A 24,918-nucleotide genomic window follows, 5' to 3' on the forward strand; every position below is an offset into this window, starting at 1 on the left:
CGCGGCCGCCCCGGCCGGAGCAGGCCGCAGGCGCCGGGGGCGAGGGCGGGGACCACTGGGGCCCACCCGGCGCGCGGGCCGCAGGCCGCGGCCGCCCCGGCCGGAGCAGGCCGCAGGCGCCGGGGGCGAGGGCGGGGACCACTGGGGCCCACCCGGCGCGCGGGCCGCAGGCCGCGGCCGCCCCGGCCGGAGCAGGCCGCAGGCGCCGGGGCGGGGGCGGGGCACCGGCGCCGTGCATAGCGGCTTCCTGCGGCGATGGACCGGGGCGGATCAGCTCAGGGCGGAGAGGAGGGCCGCCCAGGGGGCGGGGACGGTGGGCGAGATCAGGTCCATGTGGGAGGCGGCGGGGAGTTCGAGGAGCCGGGTGGTGGGGTGGGCGGTGGCGTAGGCGCGGCTCAGGCGAAGGGGGACGTCCTCGTCCTCGTCGCCGTGGATGAGGGTGACCGGGAAGGGCGGCTCGCCCGCCTGCGCGGGGTCGGCCTCGGCGAACTGCTCGGGAAGATCCGGGGCATGACCCCCCATCAGGTCGACCACGGCGTCGTCCCCCAGATGCCACTCGTCCACGAGCCGCAGGTCCACGCAGCCCGCGAGGGCCACCACCGCGTTCGGGGGNCGTCCGGGCGCAGGGGCGCCCGGAAGCCCGCCCAGAGGGCGAGGTGGCCGCCCGCCGAGTGGCCGACGAAGACCGTCCGCCGCACCGGCGGCGCCAGCTCCGGCGCGGGCAGGGAGACCGCCGCGGCGACGTCGGCGAGCGTGTCCCGGTAACCGCCCCAGCCCGGCGAGCCGACCCGCCGGTACTCCGGGAGCGAGACCAGGTGGCCCTCCGCGGCCAGCGCCTCCGCCAACGGCTCCGCATGCCCGCGGTCCCAGCGGGCCCGCCAGAAGCCCCCGTGCACGAAGACGACGCGCGTGCCCGTCGGCCGGGCACGCGGCAGGTACCACGCGGTGTTCTGCTCGGCCTGTTGCGGGCCGTACGGCTGGATGACCGGGCTCTCGTCCATGGGCTGCATCCTCCCCCATCCGGTACAGCAGTCACGATCCAAGACACCCCTGTACGTGATGTCCGGCGGCTGTCAGACTCCCAGGCATGCACCGTCGCAGTGGACTCGCCCTCGCCCTCCTCTCCGCCCTGTCCTTCGGCGGCTCCGGGGTCGCGGCGAAACCGCTGATCGAACTCGGGCTCGCCCCCGTGCAGGTGGTCTGGATCCGGATGGCCGGGGCAGCGCTGGTGCTCTCGCCGCTGGCCTGGCGCCACCGCGGGCTGGTCCGCCGCCGTCCGGGCCTGCTGCTGGGCTTCGGGCTGCTCGGGGTGGCCCTGGTGCAGTCCTGCTACTTCTTCGCGATCTCGCGGATCCCCGTCGCCGTCGCCATGCTGCTCGAGTACCTGGGGCCCGCCCTGCTGCTCGGCTACGTCCGCTTCGTGCAGCGGCGGCCGGTCACCCGCGCGGCGGCGCTCGGCGCGCTCACCGCGACCGTGGGCCTGGCCTGCGTCGTCCAGGTCTGGACCGGCCTGCACGGGCTGGACGCCCTCGGCGTCCTCGGCGGTCTGGGGGCGGCCTGCTCGCAGGTCGGCTACTTCGTCCTGTCCGAGAAGGCCGGGCAGACCCACCGGGGCGAGCCGGTGGACCCGCTCGCCCTGTGCTCGTTCGGCCTGCTCGTCGGTTGCGCCGCGATGGTCCCCTTCGCCCGGCCGTGGGGGCTGCCCTGGAGCCGGCTCGGCGGCGACGCGGTGATGAACGGGGTCCACCTGCCCGCACTCGTCCCCGCGCTGTGGATGGTGCTGATCGCGACCGTGGTCGCGTACCTGACCGGCGTGGCCTCGGTCAGCCGGCTCTCCGCGCCCGTCGCGGGGGTGATCGCCTGCCTGGAGGCCGTGGTGGCCACCGTCCTGTCCTGGGTGCTGCTCGGCGAGCATCTGGCCGGGCCGCAACTGGTCGGGGGCCTGCTGGTGCTCGGCGGCGCCTTCCTCGCGCAGACCAGCAGGCCGTCCCCGCAGGGCAGTTCGGTCGTGCTGGAGGTCAGCGCGGACCGGTCGGAGTCTTACGCGTCGTCACCGCGATCCGGTTCCACGAGTTGATCACGAAGATCTGGGCGATGATCTGGGCCAGCTCCTGCTCCTCGACGTGCTTGGCGGCCTGCTCCCAGACCTCGTCGGGGACGAAGCCGTCGGTGAGCACGGTGACGGCCTCGGTCAGCGCCAGCACCGCGCGCTCCTTCTCCGTGAAGTAGCCCGAGGCCTCCTCCCAGGCCGACAGCATCACGATCTTCTCTTCGCTGATGCCCAGGCCGCGGGCGTCGCGGGTGTGCATCTCCAGGCAGAAGGCGCAGTGGTTCAGCTGCGAGGCGCGGATCTTGATCAGCTCGGCCAGCTGCGGGTCCACCCCGGCGCGGGCCGCGCGGTCCAGCGCGACCATGGCCTTGTAGACGTCGGGGGCCAGGGCGAACAGGTCCATCCGGGGCGTGTGGGTGTGGGCGGCTTCGGTGTTCTGAGAGATCGTCATGGCCTCAGCGTAGGTCGACGGCGGTCCGTGGATATGGTCCACTTCCCCCGTGAAAGCACGGGCCAATTCCGCCGTCGACCTCCATCTGGACCTGGGCCTCGACCTCGCCCCCGGCGCCTCCCGGCACGGTGTCCGCGCGGCGCTGACCGGCGCGCTGCGGGAGGCGGTGCGCACCGGACGACTGGTCCCCGGCACCCAGCTGCCGCCCTCGCGGACCCTGGCCGCGGACCTCGGCCTCTCCCGCAACACCGTCGCCGAGGCCTACGCGGACCTGGTGGCCGAGGGCTGGCTGACGGCCCGTCAGGGCTCGGGCACCCGCGTGGCCGAGCTGCCCCCGGCCCGGCCCGCGCCGAACCTGCAGCGCGGCGGACGGTCCCCCGTGCCCGCCCGCGACCCCGCCCCCACGCACAACTTCTACGCCGGCAGCCCCGACGTCTCCGCCTTCCCGCGCGCGGAATGGCTGGCCGCCGCCCGGCGCGCGCTCACCCGCGCCCCCAGCGAGGCCTTCGGCGCGGGCGACCGGCGCGGGCGCGTCGAACTGCGCACCGCGCTGGCCGAGTACCTCGCCCGCGCCCGCGGCCTGCGCACCCACCCGGACCGGATCGTCCTGGTCTCCGGATTCGGCCACGGACTCAGCCTCCTGGGCCGGGTGCTCCGGGACGAGCTGCGGGCCCGGGAGGCGGCGGTGGAGTCGTACGGACTCTGGTTCCACCGCGAGCAGTTGAGCGGCCTGGGCCTGCACACCCCGCCGCTGGAGGTGGACGGACGCGGCGCGGACACCACAGCGCTGACGGACCGTCAGAGCGCGGTGCTGCTCACGGCGGCCCATCAGTTCCCGCTCGGCGTCCCGCTCCACCCGGACCGCCGGGCGGCGGCGATCGCCTGGGCGCGGCGGACCGGCGGCCTGGTCATCGAGGACGACTACGACGGCGAGTTCCGCTACGACCGGCAGCCGGTGGGCGCGATGCAGGGGCTGGCGCCCGAGCACGTCGCCTACCTCGGAACAGCGAGCAAGAGCCTGGCCCCGGCGCTCCGGCTGGCGTGGATGGCGCTGCCGGAGCACCTGGTGGCCCCTGTGCTGGCCGCGAAGGCGGAGTGGGAGCGGCACCCGTCGTCGCTGGACCAGCTGACGCTGGCGGAGTTCATCGCGTCCGGCGGCTACGACCGGCACCTGCGGGCCCAGCGGCTGCGCTACCGGCGACGGCGGGACCGGTTGGTCGCGGCGCTCGCGGAGCGGGCGCCCGAGGTGCGGGTCACCGGCATCGCGGCGGGACTGCACGCGGTGCTCGAACTCCCGCCCGGGACGGGCCCCGCGGCGCTGACTGCGGCGAGCTGGCTGCGGTTGGCGGTGGAACCGCTGGGGGCTTTCCGCCACCCCGATGCCACCGCCCCCGCACCCGACGCCCTCGTCGTCGGCTACGCCTCCCCGGCGGACCACGCGTTCCCGGCGGCGCTCGACGCCCTCTGCAAGTCCCTTGCCGGGACGGCGGCCTGAGGGACGCGGGGGCCATGGCTGCGTGCATCGGCGCGGTGCACGGGGCGGCGCGGCCACACCGGGGCGGCGCTCCGCGCCGGAGGCAGGGGCCGACCCTACGGGCGGGCGGGACTGACATCTGTGGGTAGGCCGACCGCGCCCACGTGCGGCGGAGCCGCACTCAGCGCGGCGGCTTCGCGCCGCCTGACGGGGACCCTCGTGGGCGTCTCGTGCGCCACTGGCCCGAGCGGCACCGTCGGCGCTCCGCGCCACAGGCGCGGCGTATGCCCCGGGGCGGCGCTCCGCGCCCGAGGCAGGGGCCGACCCTACGGGCAGGCGGGACTGACATCTGTGGGTAGGCCGACCGCGCCCACGTGCGGCGGAGCCGCACTCAGCGCGGCGGCTTCGCGCCGCCTGACGGGGACCCTCGTGGGCGTCTCGTGCGCCACTGGCCCGAGCGGCACCGTCGGCGCTCCGCGCCACAGGCGCGGCGTATGCCCCGGGGCGGCGCTCCGCGCCCGAGGCAGGGGCCGACCCTACGGGCAGGCGGGACTGACATCTGTGGGTAGGCCGACCGCGCCCACGTGCGGCGGAGCCGCACTCAGCGCGGCGGCTTCGCGCCGCCTGACGGGGACCCTCGTGGGCGTCTCGTGCGCCACTGGCCCGAGCGGCACCGTCGGCGCTCCGCGCCACAGGCGCGGCGTATGCCCCGGGGCGGCGCTCCGTGCCGGAGGCAGGGGTCGGTGCGAGGATGGCGCGCATGGGTTCGATCACGTCGTGGCTGCAGGGGCTCAACGGCCCGCTCATCTACGCCGTCGTCGCCGCGCTCGTCTTCTGCGAGGACGCGATCTTCGTCGGCTTCGTGCTGCCCGGCGAGACCGCCGTCGTCCTCGGGGGCGTACTCGCGCACCAGGGCCGGGTGTCGATCGGCTGGCTCTGCCTCGTCGTGGTTCTCGCCGCGATCGTCGGGGACTCCGTGGGCTACGAGGTCGGCCGTCGGTTCGGGCCCTCCATCCTGAAGTTCGGGCCCCTGAGGAAGCATCAGAAACGCATCGGGGACGCTCAGTCCTTCATCCGGCGCCGCGGGCCCGCCGCAGTCTTCCTCGGGCGGTTCATCGCCTTCTTCCGCGCGATGATGCCGGCTCTCGCCGGCATTTCCCGGATGCCGTATCCCGTCTTCCTGGCCTTCAACGCCCTCGGCGGGATCGCCTGGGGCGTCGGCTTCGCGCTGCTCGGGTACTTCGCCGGGGGCGCGTACCAGCGCATCGAGAAGCAGGTCGGCACCGGGGCCGCGATCGCCGTCGCGGTGATCGTCGTCGCCGCGCTCGTCGTCTGGCACGTCCGCAGGCGGCGCGCGGACCGCGCCGAGGAGAGCGCGGCAGAGCGCGCTACGGAGGGCACGGCCCCTGTGCAGCAGCCATCGGCGACGGTGCCCGCGGCCGAACGGCCGAGCGGGCCCGCAGGGCCGGCCACGGCCGATCGGGCCGCCGGGGACTGCCCTGCGGCCCCCGCCGAGCCGTCCGCCACGCAAGGGCCTCCGGCCGAACAACCCACCGGCGCCGGGCCTGCGGTCCGCGCCGAGAAGGCCGTCGGCCCGGAGCCAACGGCGGAGCAACGAGACACCCAGAAGCCCCCCGCCGAATAGCCGCCCACCAGGCAGGGGGTGGCGGCCCCACGGAGCAGGCCGCCAGGCCTGAGCCCCCCAGCCGAGCTGCTCGCCGGGGCCGATGGCCGAACGCGCCGTCGCCGGTCACCTGGCAGGGCGGCCGCCGCAGCGCCACTGCACAGCCGACTCACCTCCACCCCGTTCGCGGGCCTCGGCCCGCGCGTCACGGCTACGAAGGCCACGTCGCCGCCCGGGACGGCGTTCAGTGGCGTACGCGCCTGCGCAGGCCTCCGGACGGGGTCCAGGACTCGATGACGAGATGGTCCGCGGGGCTGCCCACCCGGGTGAGCACGACCTCGTCCAGGTCGATCCTGAAGTACGCGGAACCCGCCGACCCGCCCTCCGGGGGCGCGACCTGGACCGCGCGCCCGCTCACCTTCGCCTCGCCGGCCCAGGCGCCCGGGTCGTCCTCCGGGGTGTCGACCGTGGGGCTGTGCACGGCCAGCCGCGGGTCCCGGAGGACGTCGCGCGCCTTCACCGAGCCCGGCATCATGCCCAGCCGTATCTCGCCCTCCGCGAAGGCGATCTCGATGCCGCTGATCCGCGGCGAGCCGTCCTTCCGGAGCGTGGCGAGGGTCTTGTGCTTGCGCACGTCGAAGACCGCCCGCACCCGGGATGCGAACTCCGGCTCCGCCGTTTCCAGTTCTCTCCAGTCCGCCATGTCTCCTGCCTATCAGGGACCACTGACAGCGGCCGCACCGACGAGGGCTCTGGCGGCGCTTAAGGGTCCGGTGGTGAGCTGCCCCCGACCTGGCGCGGAACGCAGAGCGCGGAACGGCGGAGGAGGTTCGATGGTGGACTCGTCTGGAGCCGCAGAGCTGCTGGTGGCGGCGGCGGAGCCGGTGGCGGAAGGGGTGCTGCTGCTGACACTGGCCGACCCCGAGGAGCGGCCGCTGGCGCCCTGGACCCCGGGCGCCCATGTGGACCTGCTGCTGGACAACGGACTCGTCCGCTCGTACTCGTTGTGCGGCGACCCGGCGGACCCCTACCGCTACCAGGTGGCGGTGCTGCTCGACCCGCAGAGCCGGGGTGGATCCGCCTTCGTGCACCGGGAGTTGGCCACGCCGGGCACGCGGGTCCGGGTCGGCCTGCCGCGCAACCACTTCGCACTGGCGCCCGCGGAGCGCTACCTGTTCGTCGCGGGCGGCATCGGCATCACCCCGCTGCTGCCGATGATCCGCGCGGCGGAGGCCACCCGCGCCGACTGGCGCCTCGTATACGCCGGGCGGTCGCTGGCCGCGATGGCCTTCCGGGACGAGCTGGCCCGCAGCTACGGCGAGGGGCGGGTGACGCTGGCGCCGAAGCTGGAGACCGGCCGGCGACCCGATCTGGCGGCGCTGCTGGCCGAGGCCGCGGCGGAGGGCCGGACAGTCTACTGCTGCGGTCCCGAGCGGATGGTGGACGCGGTGGCGGCGGCGTGCGCGGGGTGGCCCGAGGGGCGCCTGCGAACGGAGCGGTTCCGGGCCGAAGTGTCGGCCGACGGAAGCGAATTCGAGGTGGAGCTGGCCCGGAGCGGGCTCAGCGCGAAGGTCCCGGACGGCCTGAGCATCCTGGACGCGCTGGAGGACGCGGGCTTCGCCGAGGCGGCGTTCTCCTGCCGCGAGGGCACCTGCGGCAGCTGCGAGACCCGGGTGCTGGCCGGCGAGCCGGACCACCGCGACGCGGTGCTGTCCGAGGCGGAGCGGGAGACGGCGGAGACGATGATGATCTGCGTCTCCCGGGCGCGGACCCCGCACCTGGTGCTGGACCTCTGACGGCGGGTCAGGGCAGGAGGGCGCCGAGGTCGGCGACGGCCTCGGCGAAGAAGCCGGGCGGGCTGCCCGGCAGGCGGTCGACGTGCAGCAGGCCGAGCAGCAGCGACCAGCGGAGCAGCGGGCGGGGGCCGGGGAGCAGCCGGGCCAGCAGGTCCGGGTGCGGGGGCGCCCCCGCGAGCAGCTCGAAGGCGTGCGGGTGGGCCCGGGCCCAGTCGCGCACGGCGTGGGCGGCGCCGGCCGTTCCGCCGCCGGGGCTGGCGGCTGCGGCGGCCGCTGCCGTGAGCAGGGAGGCGCGCGCGTCGTCGGCGAGGGCGCCGAGCAGGTCGCGTCGGCTGGGGTAGTACCGGTAGACGGCGGACGATACGACGCCGAGGGACCTGGCCACGGCCCGCAACGAAAGCCCCTCCAGCCCACCCTCGTCGAGCTGCCGCCACGCCTCCTCCCGGATCGCCCGTGCGGTCTCCTCCCTGACCCGCTCCCGGACCTGACGCAGCGTCGGCCCTGCGGCCGGGGTGTCCGGGCCGGGATCGGCGGGGCCGACGCCTGGGACGGGTACCGCCCCGAGCCCGGTCTGGCCCCTTCCGCGTACCGGACCCGAAGCCGACGGCGCGGCGTCCACGCATTCCTCCGTCCTGTCGGCGGCCCGTCCGCCCTGACGGGCCACGGTGCCCAGCGCTGCGGCGAACGCCCCGGCGACCTGGCGTTCAGCCGTCCTACCGGGCGAGGGGACGTCCCGACGGGCGGCGCGAGCCGCGGGCGGGGTGGACGGTGCCGGACACCGCGGGTCCGTACCGCCTTCAGCGGGGTTCCGGGTGGGGCGGGTCATGCGATGGCCGCCGAGTGGACGAGCCAGACGCCGGGACGGGCTTCGAGGGCCGGGGGTGTGTGGACCTCGGCGTGGGCGTACCAGTCGACGAGGTGCTCCAGCATGCGGTCGGCATTGCGCTGGCCCAGGCGGACCCAGCGCTGGTCGCCCAGCTGCTCCGCTGCCTCGGTGAACTCCTGGAACGTCCGCAGCGCGTCCTCCGGCCTGCCGGCCAGGACCTCCGTCAGGGCGATGCCCCGGCGGGCGTCGGCCGCGGCGCGGGCGTCGTGGGCCTGGGCGGCGTGGTCCAGGGCCGCGGCGTAGTTCGTCGCCGCGCGGTCCGCGTCGCCCTCGCTCAGGGCGGCGTCACCGGCTCCGACCAGGCAGCGGATCACTCCTGACGGGTCGTCGAGGCGCTCGAACAGCGCCCGCGCCGTGGCGAAGTGGGCGCGGGCCGCGCCCGTGCGCAGGCGCTGCCAGGCCAGTTCGCCGCGTGAGGCGAGCAGTCGGGCGCGGGCGTGGCTGCTGTCGTCCCGGTCGGCAGCGTCGAGGCCGAGGTCGAGCACGTCCTGCCACTCCTGCCAGCGGCCGGCCGCCTCCAGGTAGGGGGTGAGCGCGTCGGCCAACTGCCAGGCCAGGCACCAGTCGTGGGCCTGGTGGGCCTGCCGGGCCGCGTGCAGCAGGGAGTCGGCCTCCTCCTGGAACCAGCGCGCCGGCGTGCGGCCGATGATCCGGCTCGCGTCGAGGGAGACCGGCACGCCGGTCCCGGGGGGCTCGGGCCAGTCGGAGACGCGACCGGGGAGCAGTTGGTCGCTCGCCCGGCGGGCGAGCAGCAGCAGCGCCCCGCCCAGGCGGCGGGCGGCCGCCTCCCGCTGCTCGACGGGCTCCTCGGCGAGCAGCAGTTCGCGGGCGAGGGAGCGCAGCAGCCGGTGGTAGTGGTAGCGGTGGCCGGTCTCCTGACCGCTGACCTCCACCATCCGTGCGTCGGCCAGGAGTTCGAGCGAGCGCTCGGCCTGCTCGGTGCTGGTGTGCAGCAGCACCCCGGCGGTCCAGGCGGCGAAACCGGACTCGGGCGTGAGCGACAGCAGCCGGAAGGCACGCCGCTCCGGTGCCGCCAACTCCCGGTAGCCGACGGCGAGGACGCTGCGCAGGTCCATGTCCCCGGCGCTGAGCAGGTCGAGCGGGGTGGCCGCGGCGCCGAGACGTTCGGCGAGGTCGGCGGCGGTCCAGTGGGGGCGGGCGGCCAGGGTGGCCCCGGCCACCCGCAGCGCCAGCGGGAGCCGGCCGCAGATGCGGACGATCTCACGGGCGGCCGCCGGGTCGGCCGCCGCGCCCGTGCCGCCCTCGGCGAACAGCAGCCGCAGCGACTCCGCGGCGGTGAGCACGTCGAGGACGAGGTGGCGGGCGCCCTGCAGCCCGACGAGGGTACGACGGCTGGTGAGCAGCAGCAGGCCGTCGGCCAGTGCGTCGGCGACCGGGCGCACCTGCTGCTCGGCGGAGGCGTCGTCGAGCAGCAGCAGCAGCCGCAGGCCACGCAGCCGGGCCGTCAACTCCCGTTCCGGGGAGGCGCCCTGTGGCACCTCGTGACCGAGGCGGCGGAGCACGGCTGCGGCGACGGCGGCCGCGTTCAGCGGCTCGCCACCGGGGCCGCGCAGGGGGACCAGGACCTGGCCGTCGGGCAGGTGCTCGGCCCAGCGGCGGGCCAGGTCCAGGGCGAAGGCGGTCTTGCCGATCCCCGCGCGGCCGGAGATGCCGAGCACCCGGGCGGGCGGGTTCTCGGCGTCGCCCGAGAGCATCCGCAGCGCCGCGGTGGTGGCCCGTTCCCGGCCGAGGAGTTCGGCCGGTCCGGCGGGCAGCCACAGCTGCGGGGCCCGGCCGCCTGCCGACGAGGGACGCCAGTCGAGGGCGGGGTCGGAGCGCAGGATGCGCTCGTGCAGCCGGGACAGGCCCGGGCCGGGCTCGACGCCCAGCTCGTCCACGAGGGCGTCTCGCAACCGGCGGTAGGCCGCGAGCGCGTCGGTCTGCCGCTCGGAGCGGTAGAGGGCGACCATCAGATGGGCGTGCAGCGACTCGCGGTAGGGATGCTCGGCGGCCAACGCCACCAGCTCGGCGGTGAGCTGGACGTGCCGTCCGCAGCGCAGGTCGGCGGCGATGCGCAGGTCGAGCGCGGCGAGCCGGGCCTCCTCCAGGTGCACCGCCGCCGCGGAGAGCACCGGGCCGTGCGGGACACCGGACAGGGCGGCGCCGCGCCACTGGGCCAGGCCCTCGTGCAGCCGCTCGGCGGCCTCCTCGTGGCGGCCCGCGTCGTAGGCCTGCCGCCCGTCGCGGACCTGCTCCTCGAAGACGGTGAGGTCCAGCTCGCCCGGACCGACCTGGAGCCGGTAGCCCGGCGGCCGGGTCTGCAGCAGGTCGTCACGGGCCCCGGGCACCGGGCGTCCCTCCGCCAGCAGGGTGCGCAGCTGCGAGACGTAGACCTGGAGCGTGGTGGTGACGGTCCGCGGCGGGCGGTCGCCCCAGAGTTCGTCGACCAGGGTCTCGCTGGGCACCACCTGTCCGGCGCGGACGAGCAGAGTGGCCAGCAGCACCCGGAGCTTGGCCGCGGTGGGTGTGCGCGGCAGCATCGCCACCGGGCCCAGAACGCGGTATCGCATCGCGGCCTCCTGACGTGGGGACGGTGCAGGGGAAGGTGGCTGACGGGACGTCAGCACACCTGCAGGACCCGCGCCTCGATCTCGGCGACCTTGCGGCCGCCCTGGGTGAACCGCAGGGTCACCCGGAGCAGCGCGCGGCCGTCGCGGTCGCGTTCGGCGGGGCCGGAACCGGCCGTGCAGTAGAGCGGGAGGTCGGGCTCCGCGAAGCCCTGGAAGTCGGCGTACCAGCCGACGAGAACGGAGTCGGCGGGCACGAAACCGCGGGTGCGGGCGGCGTGCAGCAGGGCGGTCTGGCGGCCGGCCTCCAGCAGGACGACGGACGGGACGTGGTCGGGCGCGCCCTCGGTGTAGACGGGGTGGCCGTGCGGGACGCCGACGCGGGCGTGCAGGGTGCCGTCGTCCTCCTCCTCGCAGCGGCCGATCAGCACGTTGGCGGGGTCGGCGCGGCCCACCTCGGCCGGGCGGACCCGCTCGTCGGCCGCGGGGTCGCGGTCGTCGGGTGCGGCTCCGGTCCGGCTCAGGGTCCGGCCGCGGGCGCGGTGGCTCTCGTAGACGCGGGGCATCAGGAAGACGATCCGGGCGCTCGCGTTCCCGGCCGGCTCGCCGTCCAGGTGCAGCGCGGCGCGGCACTCGAGCCCGCGCGGGACGCCGCCGACGACGTCCACCGGCTCGAGTTCGAGGTCCAGGTCGAGGTGGGCCGCGCGGGACGGCCGGGGCCGGGCCCAGGCGTCGGCGGGCACGGCCTCGATCCCGGTGGTCGAGAAGACGGCCGGCCGCACGGCGGGGACGCGGAAGTAGCGATGGGCGACGAAGAGCGCGGAGCGGCGCAGCGCCTCCAGCGGCGCGTGCAGCTCGTGGTGGCGGCCGGCGCCGTCGGTCCACAGCGGGTGGGACTCGGGCAGTTCCAGCGAGAGTCCGAACTGCTGCGGGACGGCGGCGGTGCTGCCGTTCATCAGGCCTTCGAGCGTGTCGGGCCGGTGCACCAGGTGGTAGCCGAACCCGGGCGCCGGGGCAGGACGGGTCTGCATCTAACGGGTCCCTTCTCGTTCGGCGTCCTCGGGTGGACCGGACGCGGCGCGGTGGTAGGCGGCGAGGACCAGTTGCCAGACGGTCTGCAGCTGCTCCTCGTCGAGCGGCCCGTAGACCAGGACGGAGCCGTCGGGCTCCGCGTGCGTGCCCCAGCCGGTCTGGACGACCTCCTCGGCGAGGGCGGTGGGCAGCACCAGGTGCTGGCTGCCGTCGTAGAGCGGATGGGCGTGGCCGAACTCGGTCCCGTCCATGAAGGCGTCGGCCGGCCCGCGAGCCAGCGCTGGGGAGAGCAGGTAGGCGCAGGTCCCCGGCACGCACAGGGCCGTGGGGCCCAGGATCACGCCGGGGAGCTGTGCGGCGAGCGTGAGCAGGGCCCGCTGCAGGCCCACGGGGGCCGTCCGGGTGACCTGTTCCACGCGACCGCGGGTGGAGACCAGAGGCGGCGGTCCCGGGCGCGGGGGCAGCCGGATCGCTGATTCCATGCGGTCAGTCTGTGCGGGGCCGTTCCCGTAGCGGTCCCGATCCGTTCCCGAACTCCCGTACGAGCAAGGACGCTTGATGGGAACGCGCGATCGAAGGATGGAGCTCGTCCGGAACCGCTCCGAACAGCCTCCCCGAAGGGTGATCCGACATGATCCGCAAGGCAGCTGCGACCGTGGGCACGATCCTTCTCGGACTGGCCGTCTGGGGAGCCCTCCCCGGCGCCGCCGGCACCGCCCTGGCCGACGACCACATGAGCCCCGAGGTCGTGACCGTCGGCCGTTGAGGCCACCCGGAACACCGCGGCCCGAACCGGGCCGCCGCGGCCGCCGAGGCCGCTCGGGTCACCGGCGCCGCCGACGCACCGTGACCCCGCTGACGCCCCGTCAGCGCGTGCGGACGTGCCCCACCGGGACGCCCATGGCCTCGAACAGTTCCCGGGCCTGACGGCCCATCTGCTCGGCCAGCTCCTGCTCCCCGGTACGTTCCGCCGACTCGGCGATCCCCTGCATGGCCTCCGCCAGGCCGATCCGGTATCCGATGCGCTGCGCCTTCTTGTAGGCCGCCCTGCTGTTGCGCAGCGCCTCCGGGTACTCGCCGCGGCTGTGGTGCGCGGCGCCCAGGACGTTGTGCAACCGGACCGCCATCGACGGTCCGGTCTCCGTCCACAGGGCGTCGCGGACCACGGCCTCCCAGCGCCGCACCTCGGCGGGCCGGCGGCGCAGCAGCTCCAGCTGCGTGAACCGGGACGCCACCAAAGCCGTGTAGGTCCGGGTCCGGCGCAGCTGCGCGAGGTCCCAGGCGGCCTCCAGATGTGCCCCGGCGCCGTCCGGATCACCCATTCCCACACGGGAGTTGGCCAGATTGACCAGGGCCAGCGTCTCCCCCTGCAGCTCCCCCAGCTCCCGGTAGAGCTCGATCGCCTGCCGGGCGCTGTCCGCGGACTCCCGGTACCGGCCCAGGTAGCCCGCGGCGGAGCTGATGCTCACCAGCGTCGCCGCCTGCTCCCGGGAGGCGCCGCTGCGCCGGGTCAGCTCCAGGGCCTCCTCCAGCCGGGCGAGGCCCTGGGCGTAGTCGCCCAGGAAGCTGTGGAAGGTGCCGATCCGGCGAAGGCAGGCCGCCTGCATCCCCGGATCCCCGAGTTCCCTGGCCAGGGCCAGGGCCCGCTCCGCGTGCTCCAGGCCCTCCTGGAACCGGCCCAGGTTCCACAGCGCCACGGACAGGTTGGTGGTGACCAGCCGCAGCACGGCCGGGTCACCCAGGTCCTCCGCCGCCTGCACGGCGATCTCGGCGACCTCCAGGCTCTCCTCCAGGTAGCCGTAGAGCTGCAGGAACTCGCTGAGGTAGCGCGGCATCACGGCGGCGTGCCAGTGCAGCCCGGACTCGCGCGCCTGCCGCAGCCCGGCGATGACGTTGCCGAACTCCCGTGCCAGCCAGGCGCGGGCGGTCTCGGCGTCGCACAGCTCCGGCCCGTCCTGCGCCACCACGCACGCCTGCGGCGCACCGGTCCGGGCGATCGTGGGCTTGCCGGGGTAGAGGCGCTCCGAGGCGCGGCTCAGGGTGAGGTGGTAGTGGTCCAGCAACCGCTCGACCGCGCAGTCCCCCGCGTTGCGCCCGTCGTCGGAGGCGTCCTGTTCGTCCTTGACGCAGCGGGCATAGGCGCGGACCAGGTCGTGGAAGCTGTAGCGGCCCTCGACGTGCTGGCGCAGCAGGTGGACGTCGACGAGCTGCTCCAGCTGGTCGGCGGCCTCGTCGGGGCTCACCCCGATCAGTGCGGCGGCGGCGTGGACGTCGAAGTCGTAGCCCGGGAAGCAGCCCAGCATCCGGAAGGCGAACCGGAGTTCGCAGCTCATCGCCAGGTAGGAGAGGCTGGTGCCGGCCTCCACGCTGCGGCTGCCGCCGCGCAGTTCGCGCAGCCTCCGGGTCTCGGTCCCCAGGCGGTCCACCATGTGCTGGATCGACCAGCCGGGACGGTCCACCAGTCGGCCGGTGCAGATGCGCAGCGCCAGCGGGAGCCGGCCGCACAGCTCGATCAGCTCGTCCACGGCCTGCGGCTCGGCGGCGACCCGCTCCTCGCCCAGGGACCGGACCAGCAACTGGCGGGCGTCGCCGGAGGACATCACATCGACCAACAGGGCCTGAGCGCCGTCCAGTTCGCTCAACCGGACCCTGCTGGTGATCAGCACCAGCGATCCGGGCGCGGCGGGCAGGAGCGGCTGCACCTGCTCGGCGCTGCCTGCGTTGTCCAGCAGCACCAGCAGCCTGCGGTTGGCGGTGGTCACCCGCCACAGGGCGATCCGGGCCAGCAGTCCCTCGGGGATCCGCTCGTCGGGGACGCCCAGGGTGCGCAGCAGCACGTCGAGGGCGACAGCCGGGTCCAGCGGGAGCTGACCCGGCGTGAAACCGCTGAGGTCGACCCAGAGTTGACCGTCGGGATAGTGGGCCGCGACGGCATGGGCGGCGCGCACGGCCAGCGTGGTCTTGCCGCAGCCGCCCATCCCCTCCAGCGAGATGATCTTGACCTGGGCACTGGGGGCGGCGAGTTCGATCAGCCGCTCCAACTCGTCGCCGCGGCCCGTGAAGTCGGGCAGGTCGTACGGGAGCGAGCAGGGCGCTTCGGGTCTGCGGGCGGCCGGCGGCGCGGAGGTCAGCGGGAACGCCGGCGCGGGCGGGCTGACGGACGGGGCGGCGAGCAGGTCGGGGCTGGCGCGCAGGATGTCGGCGTGCAGGCGCTCCAGCTCCGGACCCGGGTCGATGCCCAGTTCCTCGCCGAGCAGCTCGCGGATCCTGCGGTACTCCTCCAGCGCCTCAGCCTGTCTCGCGGAGCGGTACAGGGCCCGCATCAGCAGCCCGCGCAGCCGCTCCCGCAGCGGATGCTCGGCGACCAGTCGCCGCAGCTCGCCGATGACGTCGGCCCCGGCCCCCAACTCCAGCCGCAGCGCGGCCAGTTCCTCGCAGGCGGCGAGCCGGCGCTCTTCCAGTTCGGCCACCGCGGCGGCCAGCTGCGGGNGGCCCGCCGCTGCCGCCGAGCACGGAACCGCGCCACAGGTCGAGCCCGGCCCGCAGCTGCTCGGCCGCGTTCTCCCGCAGCCCCGCGGCGGCAGCCTCGCGGGCGCGGCGCAGCCGGATGTTGAACAGGCTGAGGTCCAACTGCTCCTCGTCCAGGGCGAGTCGGTACCCCGCGCCCTCGGTGAGCAGGATCGCCGCCCCGCCCGGCAGGCGACGGCGCAGGTCCCCCACGGTCTTGCGGATCTGGTGCGCGGCGGTCGCCGGCGGCTCGCCGTCCCAGACCGCGTCCACCAGGCGCGGCACCGGGACCATCCGGTTGACCTCCAGGGCCAGGGCCACCAGCAGGCGTTCCTGCTGGGGTCCCCCGAGCGGCAGCCGCTCGTCGCCGTACCGGCACTCCAGTGGACCGAGCACCGCCAACGAGACTCTGGGCTCCGTAGATTCCAGGACGTCTGCCATAGGCGGCGCTTCTCCCCCCGGTTACGCGGCCAGCGGGCCTACACGCTACAGCGGGGGCGCAGGTGCACGCCAGCAGCGTGACCAGTATTTGACAATTGGTGGGCGCAGCTTCCGTGAACGGCAAGGTCAGAGTTGCCGGGAGGCCCACAACGGGAGGTCGACGGTGCGCAGCCGCACCCGCACGCGGGGCCCGCGCTCCTCCCAGCCGGGCAGGTGCAGGGCCACGGCGCCGCCGTGCGTCTGCGGCGTGGCGATCTCGGCGAAGGCCCAGTCCTCCGGCTCGGTGCCCGCCCCCGACGCCCGGTCCCCCACGGTCTCGTAGGCCGGCCCGAGCCCGACGCAGAAGCTGTCCAGTTCGGCCCAGAGCCCGTCGCCGGTGCCCTTGAGGTAGGCCTCCTTGCGCACGAAACAGTGCAGGAACGCGCGCGCCTGGAGATCGGCGGGCAGCGCGCGGATCGCCCGCTGCTCGACCGGATGCAGCAGCGGCACCAGGTCAGTCCCGGGCACCGAGGCGAGCGTCTCGACGTCCGCGCCGACCGGGGTGGCGGCGAAGGCCACGACGGCCAGGCCGGAGGTGTGCGACAGCGAGAAGTGCAGGGGCGGCCGCGCCGGCACCACCGGGCGCCCGTGCCTGCGCCCGCAGCCACGGCAGTTGGCGTGCTCGATGGGAACCCGGTCGGGCGCGCAGCCCAGGTAGGCGCCGAGGAGCAGGCGCAGGGCGACGTGCGACGCCAGCAGCGAGGCACGGCCGGACTCGTCCCCGCAGCGGGCGACGCGGTCGCGCTCCGCGGGATCGAGCAGGTGCCCCAACTCCTCTGCGGCGGCGACCTGTCCGGGGTCGGGACGCAGGCTCCACACTTCCGCGGTGCCGCGGGGGGGACGATGCCCCGGCGACGGCAGATCCGAACCGGCGGACGGCGCTCCTCGACGTTCAGCGGTGGTGTGCACGGTCACCTCCTGGATCAACGTGTGCGGATCAGCGTGCGCCAGCTCACTAAAGCCCCGTTAGGGGCACCGGACGCCACCCGGCGGCGCAGCCGCCCCCCGGCTGCCCGGGCCCCTCCCCGGCGGCGCAGCCGCCCTCCGGGAGCGCGGGCCCGGCCCGGCGGCGCAGCCGCCCAGGGGCGCGAGGAACTGCGCCAGCAACCCACCACTCGGGGAGGTCCGGCCCCCATGTCGGGTCGATCCACCGCGCGTGGTGGGTTGCTCGCGCAGTTCCCGCGCCCCCAGGGAGTGCTCGCCGTTGCTCGCGCACACACGGCGCAGCCGCACATGGTCACAGCCCCGCAACCCCAGGGGTCCTCGCCGTTGCTCGCGCCCACGCGGCGGAGCCGCACATGGGCACAGCCCCGCAACCCCAGGGGTCCTCGCCGTTGCTCGCGCACACACGGCGCAGCCGCACATGGGCACAGCCTCGCAGCCCCAGCGCGCGGGCCTGTGAGGGGTTTAGGGGAACACAAAGGCGAAGGGTGATCCTCGGGATGACGATGCGTCAGCGACCCGGGGAGGCTGAGCCCCCCGGGAAGGGAGGGTTCTGTGACAGCACGTCGAACCGGCTCCGACCAGCCGGAAGTGCGCCTGCGGACGCGCGTGGTGCACGGGTACCGGCGGGCGTTCCGGATGGCGGGGCGGGGCTCGGCCGTCCTGCTGATCCACGGCATCGGGGACTCCTCGTCCACCTGGTCGCCGGTGATCCCCGGGCTCGCCCGCCACCACCGCGTCATCGCCCCCGACCTCCTCGGTCACGGGGCGTCCGACCGCCCCCGCGCGGACTACTCCGTCGGCGCCTACGCCAACGGCATGCGCGACCTGCTCTCGGTCCTCGGGATCGAGCGCGCCACCCTCGTCGGGCACTCCCTCGGCGGCGCGGTGGCGATGCAGTTCGCCTACCAGTTCCCCGAGCGCTGCGAGCGCCTGGTCCTGGTCGCCACCGGCGGCGTCGGGCGGGAGGTGACCCCGCTGCTGCGGGCCGCCTCCCTCCCCGGCGCTGAACTCGTGCTCACCGCACTGGGGTTGCCGACCGCGCGGTTCCAGATGCAGTTGCTGACCAAGGCCCTGCAGCTGCTCGACACCGGCCTCGGCGTCGACGCCGAGGACCTGCTCCGGGTCGTGGACGCGCTGCCCGACGCGTCCGCCCGCAGCGCGTTCATCCGCACCCTGCGCGCGGTGGTGGACTGGCGCGGTCAGGTGGGCACGCTGCTGGACCGCTGCTACCTCACCCAGGGCATGCCGACCATGCTGGTCTGGGGTGAGCGGGACCAGGTGATCCCCTCCGTGCACGCGGGTATCGCCCACGTCTCCATGCCCGGCAGCCGGCTCGAACTCTTCGAGGACGCCGGGCACTTCCCGTTCCACTCCGACCCGCAGCGGTTCATCCGAACCCTCCGCGACTTCATCGCCACGACCGAGCCCGCCGGCTTCGCCCCGGAGGAGTGGCGCAGCATGCTGCGCGGGCGCCGACCCGACCCGCGGGCCCTCAAGCTCGCCGGAACCCTCGCGAGGTCCGCATGACCAGATACCTCCAGGCCGCAGCCGTGCCCGACACCCGGCTGCGGCTCTTCTGCTTCCCCTATGCAGGCGGCGGCGCGTCGACTTACGCCGGCTGGCAGCGCCGGCTGGGCAGCAGAGTGCAGGTGCTGCCGGTGCAGCTGCCGGGCCGGGAGAGCCGGTCCGGGGAACCGCGGTTCACCGACCTGGGCGCGCTGGTGCGCGACCTGGACCGGGAACTCGCCGACGAACTCGACTTCCCGCACATCCTGTTGGGCCACAGCATGGGCGCTCTGATCGCCTACGCGCTGGCCCGGCACCGGGCCGAGCTGGGCGAGCGGCTGCCGGAGGCGCTGGTGCTCAGCGCCTACCGGGCCCCCCACCTGCCCGCCCCGGAGCTGGCCCGGCCGGACGCGGACGACGACGAACTGGTGCACTCCCTGGTCGGCCTGGGCGGCATCCCGCAGATCCTGCTGGACCATCCCGACTGGCTCTCCGCGCTGCTGCCGGTGGCCCGCGACGACCTGCTGATGTGCTCCGGCCCGGGACCCAGCGGCAAGGAGCCGCTGCCGCTGCCGATCCAGGCCTACGCCGGCTCCGACGACAACCTGGTCACCCCGGCCGAGGTGGCCGAGTGGGTGGAGTACTCGCAGTGCGGCTTCTCCATGCGCACCCTGCCCGGCGGCCACTTCTTCCTGCGCGAGCAGGAGGACGTCTTCCTGAACGACCTGGCCCACTCGCTGGACACGGTGGTCGGCCTCTACCACTGATTCCCGACCAACACGCCTGAGGGCGGCGGCCGTTGCGGGCGCCTCCCTCTTGGGTGTCAGGTCCGGATCAGCTGAGCTTGCGCTCCGCGGAACCCGGGCGCTTGAGGCCCCGGAAGCCCACCAGGCCGTTGACGATGCTGAGGACCAGCATCACCACCAGGCCGATGAAGGCCACCCGCAGGCCGTGCACCAGTGCCGTCTGCGCGCTGGCGCCGTGGGTCAGCTCGTGGGTCATCCGGTTGTTGAGCAGGGTCACCGAGACCGCGATGCCGAAGGCCGCGCCGATCTGGGTGGAGGCGTTGAGCAGCGCCGAGGTGGTGCCGGCGTCCTCCTCGGTGGCGTCGGCCGTGCCCACCACCGGGGTGGCGATCAGGCAGAACACCAGGCCGGCCCCGAACAGCGCCGACAGCGGCAGCATGAAGGAGACGTAGGAGGCGTGCAGCGGGATGCCGATGGCCACGCCGATGACGCCGGCCAGGAAGGCCGTGCCGAGCAGGTACATCGCCCGCGGGCCCACCTTGTTGACGAGCTGTGAGGCGACCGGCGCCAGCACCATCAGGCCGACGCTGGTCGGCAGCCAGGCCAGGCCGGTGCGCAGCGGGCTGTAGCCGCTGACGTCCTGGAGGTAGAGCGGGATCAGGAAGAACAGCGGCATCATGAAGGCCGCGGTGAGGAACTCGCCGAGCGCGCCGGCGACCACCGTGCGGGAGCGGAACAGCCGCAGCGGCAGCAGCGGGGCGGCCGACCGGCTCTCCACCACCAGGAACACGCTGAGCAGCACCACCGCGCCCGCGAAGGAGCCCAGGGTCTGCCCGGCGGTCCAGCCGTGGGTGCTCGAGGTGACGATGCCGTAGACCAGCAGCACCAGGCCGCCGGTGGCGGTCAGCGCGCCGAGGGTGTCGGTGGCCTCGCGGACGGTGTTCCGGACCGAGCGGCCCACCAGGGCGATCGCACCCGCGGCGACCAGGACGCCGACCGGTACGTTGATCCAGAAGGCCCAGCGCCAGTCGGAGTTGCCGATGGCGCCGCCGATGATGGTGCCGACGCTGGCGCCGACGCCGATCACCGAGCCCCAGACGCCGAAGGCCTTGGAGCGCTCCTCCGGGTCGGTGAAGGTGGTCACCAGGATGGACAGCGAGGCCGGCGAGAGCGCCGCGGCCGCGATGCCCTGGACGGCACGGGCGGTCAGCAGCTGGCCCTCGGAGTGGGCGAGACCCGCGGCGAGCGAGGCGAGGGTGAACAGCACCAGGCCGCCGAGGAACATCTGCTTGCGTCCCGCCACGTCGGACAGCCGGCCGCCGAGCAGCAGCAGGCCGCCGAAGAGCAGCACGTAGATGTTCATCACCCACTGCAGGCCAGGGGTGGACAGGTGGATCGCGTGCTGGAGCTGCGGGCCCATCACGTTCACCACCGACGCGTCGATGGCGATGATGAACTGGGCGAACGAGATGACGACCAGCACCCACCAGCGGCGCGGGTCGGCGGCGGCGACCGCCGGTGCGGTCTGCGGCACCGGGGCCTCGGCGGGCGCGAGCCGCGCCTCGGTCGATTCGGTGGTCATTCCTTCTCCTTGGTCGTCCTTGGTCGTCCTGTACACGGCAGGGAACCGCTACCGGAACGGTAGGAACGGGGGCATAAGCGCCGCTAAAACGGCGGGCCCCGGCCGCGTCGGGGGAAAGCCGCGGCCGGGACCGGTTCAGGGGCGCCGTGCTGACGCAGGGTCAGGCGGAGAGCAGCTGGTAGATGCCGCGCAGATTGCGCTCGGCGAGCAGCTTGCCCAGCGGGGCGCGCTTGCCGGTGTACTTCTCGGCGGCGGCCACCAGCTTGAGCAGGTGGATGGAGTCCCAGGCGACGACCCGGTCGAAGTCGTCCTCCAGGTCGGACTGGACCAGGGGCAGCGCCAGCTCGTCCTTGACGAGCTGCAGGAAGTCGGTCTCGGTGAGCATCCGGGCCTCTCAGAAGTCGGTGTCGAGCCGGAGGTGGGCGGGGGCGGCCGCCACGTCCTCCAGCGGGTGGCGGAAGGTCAGCTCGGCCTCGTCCCCGCCGGTCGGCGCGAAGCCGACGGAGGGCCAGAACTCGCGGACCCGGTGGTTCTTCTTGGTCGGCCGGTAGGCGGCGGTCACCGCGGACACCCCCTGGGCGCGGGCGTGTTCGAGGACGGCGGCCACGGTGGCCTGCTCGATGCCGCGGGCGAAGACCCGGCAGCTGAGGATCAGGTTGTCGATGTGCAGGGTGTCCCCCTCGCGGTGCGCGAAGAGAGCGCCGACGACACCGTTGTCGCCGAAGCGGTCGCCGGAGCGCACCGAGAGCACCAGGTGCTCCGGATCGTCGATCCGGGCCCGCACCTCGTCCGGCTGCAGCCGCTGCGTGGTCAGGTTGAACTGGTTGGTGCGCAGCGTCAGTTGCGCCACCCGGGCGAGGTCGAGGTCGCCCACGGCGGAGACCTGGACGCGGACCTGGAGCTGCTCCAGGTACTCCTCGTAGGAGCCGCTGCTGTCCAGCAGGTCCTGGCGCTCGGACTCGACCCGGTAGAGCGAGGCCCGCTCGCGGTCCTCGGCGGTCAGCTCGCGGACGTCGAACCAGCCGTCCGCCAGCAGCTTCTCCACGTGCAGGGCCGGCTCCTCGTCGAGCCGGACCACCGCGACCTCGGGCAGGCCGGCCGCCACCAGGCCGGTCTCGAAGGTGGAGTCGTCGGCGAAGACGAAGCTGTCCACGCCGAGGTTGAGCTTGGCGGCGATGTCCCGCAGGTTCGCGTCCTTCGGGTTCCAGTTGGCGTTGATCCGGACGAAGTCGGTGTCGCGCAGCACCATGTCGGGGTGGGTGCGCAGGACTTCGAGCACCGGTTCCTGGTCGTTCTTGCTGGACACCGCCAGCAGCACGCCCTGGGAGCCGATCTGCCGGGCCAGCTTCTGGAAGGTGCCGAAGGCCTCGCCGCGGAAGGTGGTCGCGGCGGCGATGCCGTCCGCGCCGTCGTCGCCGAGGACGCCGTCCCACAGGGTGTTGTCCAGGTCCAGCACCAGGACCTTCTTGGCCTTGCCGCGCAGGGCCCGGCCCAGGTGGCCGACCTCGCGGGCGTAGCGGGCCAGCAGCTCCTCGCCCAGGTGGGCCTTGGCGTAGGCGGACATCCGCGGGTCGTTCAGCGGGCCGCCCTGGGCGACCAGGGGTTCGAGGTCCACGACCACGATCCGGGGGTCGGTCCGGGCCAGCTTGAGCAGGCCGATGTTGAACTCCCGCCAGGCGACCGAGACCTCGTTGCGCGAGCGCAGGTCGACCAGCTGCTGCAGCAGGGCGCGGGGCAGCGGCAGGGTGTTCAGCACCACGGTTGCACTGGAGGTCCGCTCCAGGTAGCGCTCCAGCAGCGTCGTCAGCTGGGTGAGCTTGGCCGTGGCGGTGGCCGCCAGGTCCTCCGCCCGCCAGACGGCGGGGAGTTCGTCGGCCACGGTCTGCGGGTCCAGCACCACCAGCGCCAGGTCCAGTCCCTCGGCGTGCAACGGGCTGTCGGGCTCCTGGAGTTCGCGTACCCAGCCGTCGAAGTCGCCGAGGGCGAGCTGGGTCAGGAAGCCGTGCCGGGCGAGTTCGACGTGCAGGGCGGGGGCGATCCCGCCGACGGTGCCGTGGCCGGCCACCGCCACCCGCAGCACCGGCGTGTCCGGGTGCGCGGCGAGGACGGCGGCCGGGTCGAGGCGGGCGAGCAGCTGCCCGGCCCGGGACAGGTCCGTGGCGGACTGCTCGCCCCAGGCGAGCTCCGCCAGCAGCGGGGCCACACCCGGGTACTCCTCGGCCAGCCGGCCTTCGGTCTGCCATGCGCGCAGCCGGTCCAGCGGGCTCTGGATGACGGTGGACATCCCTGGATCTCCTTTCCTGGCTCAGTGGTTGACGGCGGTTCAGGCCTGCGGGCCCCAGGCGGGGGCTTCGAGGATCTCCATGACGAAGGCGGTCCAGATGAACCCGGTGCCGACGCCGATGGTGAGCACCTTGTCGCCCGGCTTCAGCGGGGCGGTCTCCACCAGGTGGTTGAGGTTGACGATGTGGTCGGCCGCGCCCATGTGGCCGAAGTCGCGGCCCCACTCGTAGACGGTGCGGGAGACGTCCACCCCCAGCGGGTGGTAGAAGCCCCAGTCGACGATGGTCTGGCCGGTGTTGGCGTGGATGAGGTAGGCCATGTCGTCGATCCCGAGGCCGAGCTCGTCGAAGAGCTGGCCGGTGACCGCGAAGAGGCTCTTGGTCATCCGCTCGATGGTCTGCTCGTAGAGGTTGTCGCCGGTGGCGAGGAAGTCGCGCTTGCGGCTGCGCAGTGAGACCGTGCGGCCCTCCGCGAAGGGTCCGGTGGTCCAGTCGCCGCCCCGGTAGATGGGCTCCAGGGTGGAGTCGGCGTAGGTGGTGCTGCCCAGCACCCGGGCGAAGCCGGTGCGCGTGGACAGCACCAGGGCGCCGGCGCCGTCGCCGAAGACCTGCTGGTCATCGCTGTTCCAGCGGTCGAAGTAGGGGAGGTGGAAGGAGTCGCCGGCGGTGACCAGCGCGGCGGTGTCCGGCCGGGCGGCCACCCAGGAGGCGGCGAGCTCGAAGCCGACCAGGCCGCCGTTGGAGCCCTGGCGCACCTCGGCGGTGGCCGCGTGGCCGCCGATCGAGTTGTCCTGCACGTAGGAGGCGGGGGTCCAGAACTCCTGGCCCTGGTGGCTGTTGTTGCCGTGGACCACCAGGCCGAACTCCTCCGGCAGGTGACCCGAGCGCTCCACGGCCTGGCGGGCGGCGGCCGCGGCCATCTGGGCCGGGCCCTCGTCCTCCAGTCTGGCCACCCGGACCTGGCGTATGCCGTTGGCCAGGTGCTCGTCCTGGGTGTAGCGGCCGGCGGCGATCGCCTCCTCGGCGGTCTCGACCGCCTTGGGCAGGTAGGCGCCCGTCCCGGCCACATAGAGATTGTCCCAGCGCATTCCAAACTCCTCGGGTTTCCTCGGATTCACGGGGCCCTTTCCGGACATCCGCAGAATGGCACCGGGAACTAAAGTTCGACTTCAGCGTCTGGCGAGCTGGGCCCAGAGCAGTCCGGCGGACCAGGAGCCGAACAGCAGGAATCCCACCATCCCGCTGCCGAAATGCCCGTGACGGACCATCATCACCAGGTACCAGGCGCACAGCGCGGTCAGCAGCACCGCCCCGGTGATGCTCACCTTGGGTGCGAACAGGCCCACGGCCACCAGCAGCGCGCCCAGCGCGTCGATGGCGGCGACGGCCAGCATGGCGCTGCGCGAGGTGATTCCGGTGAACTGGGTGAACAGCGGCGCATTGCGTCCGCTGATCAGGTTCACCGGGGCGAAGGAGAATTCCAGGATCAACAGGATGGAGAGGACGATGACGACGGCCGTCATGGCTTTCTTTCCGTTCTTCTCGGCCGGACTGCTGGTTTCCGCGACGTTCAGCACCGGCGGCCGTCCTCGAGTCGGAAGCCGTAGCCGAGGGCCCGGTCGATGCCGATGTGCGCACCCCAGGCCAGCCCCGCGACGATGAGCGGCTGGCCGAAGGTCGCGGCCCCGACGGCGATCATCGCGACCGGCACCATCGGGTGGTGCAGCAAGTTGTAGAGGCGGGCGGCCTTGGGGCTCAACTGGCCGCGCTCGGGCCCGGCGTGGGCCACGTCGTAGAAGAGGGCGCTGTCGGGGGCGAGCAGCGCGGGCCAGAAGGTCCAGGTGGCCGCGCCGCCGAGGGCGACGCCCAGCGCGAGCGAGCCCAGCCCGACCGCACCGCTGACGGCGCGGCCGACCGGGTGGCGCCAGGTCCACGCGCCCCAGGGCAGCCGCTCCCGGGTCAGCGGCACCGGCTTGACGAAGTCCATCAT

General features: G+C 74.3%; 23 protein-coding genes and 1 pseudogene. 7 read left to right on the top strand and 17 right to left on the bottom strand.

What is annotated here, in order from left to right:
* Positions 1-270 precede the first annotated feature (270 nt).
* Both ACFP3V_RS02015 and ACFP3V_RS02020 read right to left on the bottom strand, forming a co-directional pair.
* Positions 271-564, bottom strand: a complete 294-nt coding sequence (locus ACFP3V_RS02015) for an alpha/beta hydrolase family protein (RefSeq protein WP_380578982.1) — start codon at positions 562-564, stop codon at positions 271-273.
* Positions 522-1,010 (bottom strand): alpha/beta hydrolase, encoded by a 489-nt coding sequence (locus tag ACFP3V_RS02020; RefSeq protein ID WP_465270087.1) that lies wholly within the window; start codon positions 1,008-1,010, stop codon positions 522-524. The genes ACFP3V_RS02015 and ACFP3V_RS02020 overlap by 43 nt, the downstream gene beginning before the upstream one ends.
* Before the next feature lie 77 nt (positions 1,011-1,087).
* Between ACFP3V_RS02020 and ACFP3V_RS02025 the strand changes: the two genes are divergently transcribed.
* Entirely contained in the window at positions 1,088-2,077 is a 990-nt protein-coding gene (locus ACFP3V_RS02025; protein WP_380578986.1) for an EamA family transporter, read from the top strand.
* Here ACFP3V_RS02025 and ACFP3V_RS02030 read toward each other — a convergent pair.
* On the bottom strand, positions 2,019-2,501 hold the full coding sequence (locus ACFP3V_RS02030; RefSeq protein ID WP_380578989.1) for a carboxymuconolactone decarboxylase family protein: 483 nt from the start codon (positions 2,499-2,501) through the stop codon (positions 2,019-2,021). The genes ACFP3V_RS02025 and ACFP3V_RS02030 overlap by 59 nt on opposite strands.
* Before the next feature lie 49 nt (positions 2,502-2,550).
* Here ACFP3V_RS02030 and pdxR point away from each other — a divergent pair, with 49 nt between their 5' ends.
* A complete protein-coding gene (pdxR, locus tag ACFP3V_RS02035; protein ID WP_380578991.1) occupies positions 2,551-3,996 on the top strand; it encodes a MocR-like pyridoxine biosynthesis transcription factor PdxR in 1,446 nt (481 codons plus the stop codon).
* Between the two features lie 739 nt (positions 3,997-4,735).
* The gene (locus tag ACFP3V_RS02040; protein WP_380578993.1) at positions 4,736-5,620 is read left to right on the top strand and encodes a DedA family protein; all 885 of its coding nucleotides are present in this window, start codon (positions 4,736-4,738) and stop codon (positions 5,618-5,620) included.
* A gap of 223 nt (positions 5,621-5,843) precedes the next feature.
* Here ACFP3V_RS02040 and ACFP3V_RS02045 read toward each other — a convergent pair whose 3' ends face one another.
* Positions 5,844-6,302, bottom strand: coding sequence for a pyridoxamine 5'-phosphate oxidase family protein (locus ACFP3V_RS02045; protein WP_380578995.1), 459 nt, complete (start codon positions 6,300-6,302; stop codon positions 5,844-5,846).
* A 130-nt stretch (positions 6,303-6,432) separates the two neighbouring features.
* Between ACFP3V_RS02045 and ACFP3V_RS02050 the strand changes: the two genes are divergently transcribed.
* Positions 6,433-7,395, top strand: a complete 963-nt coding sequence (locus ACFP3V_RS02050) for a PDR/VanB family oxidoreductase (protein ID WP_380578997.1) — start codon at positions 6,433-6,435, stop codon at positions 7,393-7,395.
* A gap of 7 nt (positions 7,396-7,402) precedes the next feature.
* On the opposite strand, the gene ACFP3V_RS02055 is transcribed toward ACFP3V_RS02050, so the two are convergent.
* From ACFP3V_RS02055 to ACFP3V_RS02070, 4 genes are all read right to left on the bottom strand, one after another.
* Positions 7,403-8,014 (bottom strand): TetR/AcrR family transcriptional regulator, encoded by a 612-nt coding sequence (locus tag ACFP3V_RS02055; RefSeq protein ID WP_380578999.1) that lies wholly within the window; start codon positions 8,012-8,014, stop codon positions 7,403-7,405.
* A 203-nt stretch (positions 8,015-8,217) separates the two neighbouring features.
* Positions 8,218-10,851 carry an AfsR/SARP family transcriptional regulator gene (locus ACFP3V_RS02060; protein ID WP_380579001.1) on the bottom strand — a complete coding sequence of 878 codons (2,634 nt, stop codon included), beginning with the start codon at positions 10,849-10,851 and terminating at the stop codon, positions 8,218-8,220.
* A 50-nt stretch (positions 10,852-10,901) separates the two neighbouring features.
* The gene (locus tag ACFP3V_RS02065) at positions 10,902-11,879 is read right to left on the bottom strand and encodes an AfsA-related hotdog domain-containing protein (protein WP_380579003.1); all 978 of its coding nucleotides are present in this window, start codon (positions 11,877-11,879) and stop codon (positions 10,902-10,904) included.
* Positions 11,880-12,362, bottom strand: coding sequence for a luciferase domain-containing protein (locus tag ACFP3V_RS02070; RefSeq protein ID WP_380579004.1), 483 nt, complete (start codon positions 12,360-12,362; stop codon positions 11,880-11,882). It abuts the gene before it with no gap.
* 149 nt (positions 12,363-12,511) lie between these two features.
* On the opposite strand from ACFP3V_RS02070, the gene ACFP3V_RS02075 reads away from it, so the two are divergent.
* Complete coding sequence (locus tag ACFP3V_RS02075) at positions 12,512-12,646, top strand: hypothetical protein (protein ID WP_380579007.1); 135 nt, start codon at positions 12,512-12,514, stop codon at positions 12,644-12,646.
* Between the two features lie 100 nt (positions 12,647-12,746).
* On the opposite strand, the gene ACFP3V_RS02080 is transcribed toward ACFP3V_RS02075, so the two are convergent.
* From ACFP3V_RS02080 to ACFP3V_RS02090, 3 genes and pseudogenes are all read right to left on the bottom strand, one after another.
* Positions 12,747-15,350 carry an ATP-binding protein gene (locus ACFP3V_RS02080; protein ID WP_380579009.1) on the bottom strand — a complete coding sequence of 868 codons (2,604 nt, stop codon included), beginning with the start codon at positions 15,348-15,350 and terminating at the stop codon, positions 12,747-12,749.
* 25 nt (positions 15,351-15,375) lie between these two features.
* Positions 15,376-15,828 (bottom strand): annotated as a pseudogene (locus ACFP3V_RS02085) (AfsR/SARP family transcriptional regulator); the annotation flags it as partial.
* A gap of 126 nt (positions 15,829-15,954) precedes the next feature.
* Positions 15,955-16,776 (bottom strand): 4'-phosphopantetheinyl transferase family protein, encoded by an 822-nt coding sequence (locus ACFP3V_RS02090; protein ID WP_380579011.1) that lies wholly within the window; start codon positions 16,774-16,776, stop codon positions 15,955-15,957.
* Positions 16,777-17,364: 588 nt separating this feature from the next.
* Here ACFP3V_RS02090 and ACFP3V_RS02095 point away from each other — a divergent pair.
* Both ACFP3V_RS02095 and ACFP3V_RS02100 read left to right on the top strand, forming a co-directional pair.
* Positions 17,365-18,339 (top strand): alpha/beta fold hydrolase, encoded by a 975-nt coding sequence (locus ACFP3V_RS02095; protein ID WP_380579013.1) that lies wholly within the window; start codon positions 17,365-17,367, stop codon positions 18,337-18,339.
* The gene (locus tag ACFP3V_RS02100) at positions 18,336-19,085 is read left to right on the top strand and encodes a thioesterase II family protein (RefSeq protein WP_380579015.1); all 750 of its coding nucleotides are present in this window, start codon (positions 18,336-18,338) and stop codon (positions 19,083-19,085) included. Before ACFP3V_RS02095 ends, ACFP3V_RS02100 begins: the two co-directional genes overlap by 4 nt.
* A 67-nt stretch (positions 19,086-19,152) precedes the next feature.
* Here the strand turns inward: ACFP3V_RS02100 and ACFP3V_RS02105 are convergent, their stop codons facing one another.
* The 6 genes from ACFP3V_RS02105 to ACFP3V_RS02130 all read right to left on the bottom strand — a co-directional run bounded on the left by ACFP3V_RS02105 (position 19,153) and on the right by ACFP3V_RS02130 (position 24,918).
* Complete coding sequence (locus ACFP3V_RS02105) at positions 19,153-20,646, bottom strand: MFS transporter (protein WP_380579017.1); 1,494 nt, start codon at positions 20,644-20,646, stop codon at positions 19,153-19,155.
* Between the two features lie 160 nt (positions 20,647-20,806).
* Positions 20,807-21,031: a phosphopantetheine-binding protein gene (locus ACFP3V_RS02110; protein WP_380579019.1), complete on the bottom strand. Its 225-nt coding sequence runs from the start codon at positions 21,029-21,031 to the stop codon at positions 20,807-20,809.
* A 9-nt stretch (positions 21,032-21,040) separates the two neighbouring features.
* Entirely contained in the window at positions 21,041-22,930 is a 1,890-nt protein-coding gene (locus ACFP3V_RS02115) for an HAD-IIIC family phosphatase (RefSeq protein ID WP_380579022.1), read from the bottom strand.
* Between the two features lie 39 nt (positions 22,931-22,969).
* Positions 22,970-24,016 carry a ketoacyl-ACP synthase III family protein gene (locus ACFP3V_RS02120; protein ID WP_380579024.1) on the bottom strand — a complete coding sequence of 349 codons (1,047 nt, stop codon included), beginning with the start codon at positions 24,014-24,016 and terminating at the stop codon, positions 22,970-22,972.
* Between the two features lie 81 nt (positions 24,017-24,097).
* Positions 24,098-24,451, bottom strand: coding sequence for a hypothetical protein (locus ACFP3V_RS02125; protein WP_380579026.1), 354 nt, complete (start codon positions 24,449-24,451; stop codon positions 24,098-24,100).
* 47 nt (positions 24,452-24,498) lie between these two features.
* Complete coding sequence (locus ACFP3V_RS02130; RefSeq protein ID WP_380579028.1) at positions 24,499-24,918, bottom strand: DUF4260 family protein; 420 nt, start codon at positions 24,916-24,918, stop codon at positions 24,499-24,501.

The sequence above is a fragment of the Streptacidiphilus monticola genome (assembly GCF_042658505.1).
GTDB lineage: Bacteria > Actinomycetota > Actinomycetes > Streptomycetales > Streptomycetaceae > Streptacidiphilus > Streptacidiphilus monticola.

Excerpts from the sequence above, each read along its gene's own strand:
- ACFP3V_RS02025 (WP_380578986.1), top strand. The coding sequence starts at position 1,088 with ATGCACCGTCGCAGTGGACTCGCCCTCGCCCTCCTCTCCGCCCTGTCC.
- ACFP3V_RS02030 (WP_380578989.1), bottom strand. The coding sequence starts at position 2,501 with ATGACGATCTCTCAGAACACCGAAGCCGCCCACACCCACACGCCCCGG.
- ACFP3V_RS02040 (WP_380578993.1), top strand. The coding sequence starts at position 4,736 with ATGGGTTCGATCACGTCGTGGCTGCAGGGGCTCAACGGCCCGCTCATC.
- ACFP3V_RS02045 (WP_380578995.1), bottom strand. The coding sequence starts at position 6,302 with ATGGCGGACTGGAGAGAACTGGAAACGGCGGAGCCGGAGTTCGCATCC.
- ACFP3V_RS02050 (WP_380578997.1), top strand. The coding sequence starts at position 6,433 with ATGGTGGACTCGTCTGGAGCCGCAGAGCTGCTGGTGGCGGCGGCGGAG.
- ACFP3V_RS02060 (WP_380579001.1), bottom strand. The coding sequence starts at position 10,851 with ATGCGATACCGCGTTCTGGGCCCGGTGGCGATGCTGCCGCGCACACCC.
- ACFP3V_RS02065 (WP_380579003.1), bottom strand. The coding sequence starts at position 11,879 with ATGCAGACCCGTCCTGCCCCGGCGCCCGGGTTCGGCTACCACCTGGTG.
- ACFP3V_RS02070 (WP_380579004.1), bottom strand. The coding sequence starts at position 12,362 with ATGGAATCAGCGATCCGGCTGCCCCCGCGCCCGGGACCGCCGCCTCTG.
- ACFP3V_RS02075 (WP_380579007.1), top strand. The coding sequence starts at position 12,512 with ATGATCCGCAAGGCAGCTGCGACCGTGGGCACGATCCTTCTCGGACTG.
- ACFP3V_RS02100 (WP_380579015.1), top strand. The coding sequence starts at position 18,336 with ATGACCAGATACCTCCAGGCCGCAGCCGTGCCCGACACCCGGCTGCGG.
- ACFP3V_RS02105 (WP_380579017.1), bottom strand. The coding sequence starts at position 20,646 with ATGACCACCGAATCGACCGAGGCGCGGCTCGCGCCCGCCGAGGCCCCG.
- ACFP3V_RS02110 (WP_380579019.1), bottom strand. The coding sequence starts at position 21,031 with ATGCTCACCGAGACCGACTTCCTGCAGCTCGTCAAGGACGAGCTGGCG.
- ACFP3V_RS02115 (WP_380579022.1), bottom strand. The coding sequence starts at position 22,930 with ATGTCCACCGTCATCCAGAGCCCGCTGGACCGGCTGCGCGCATGGCAG.
- ACFP3V_RS02120 (WP_380579024.1), bottom strand. The coding sequence starts at position 24,016 with ATGCGCTGGGACAATCTCTATGTGGCCGGGACGGGCGCCTACCTGCCC.
- ACFP3V_RS02125 (WP_380579026.1), bottom strand. The coding sequence starts at position 24,451 with ATGACGGCCGTCGTCATCGTCCTCTCCATCCTGTTGATCCTGGAATTC.
- ACFP3V_RS02130 (WP_380579028.1), bottom strand. The coding sequence starts at position 24,918 with ATGATGGACTTCGTCAAGCCGGTGCCGCTGACCCGGGAGCGGCTGCCC.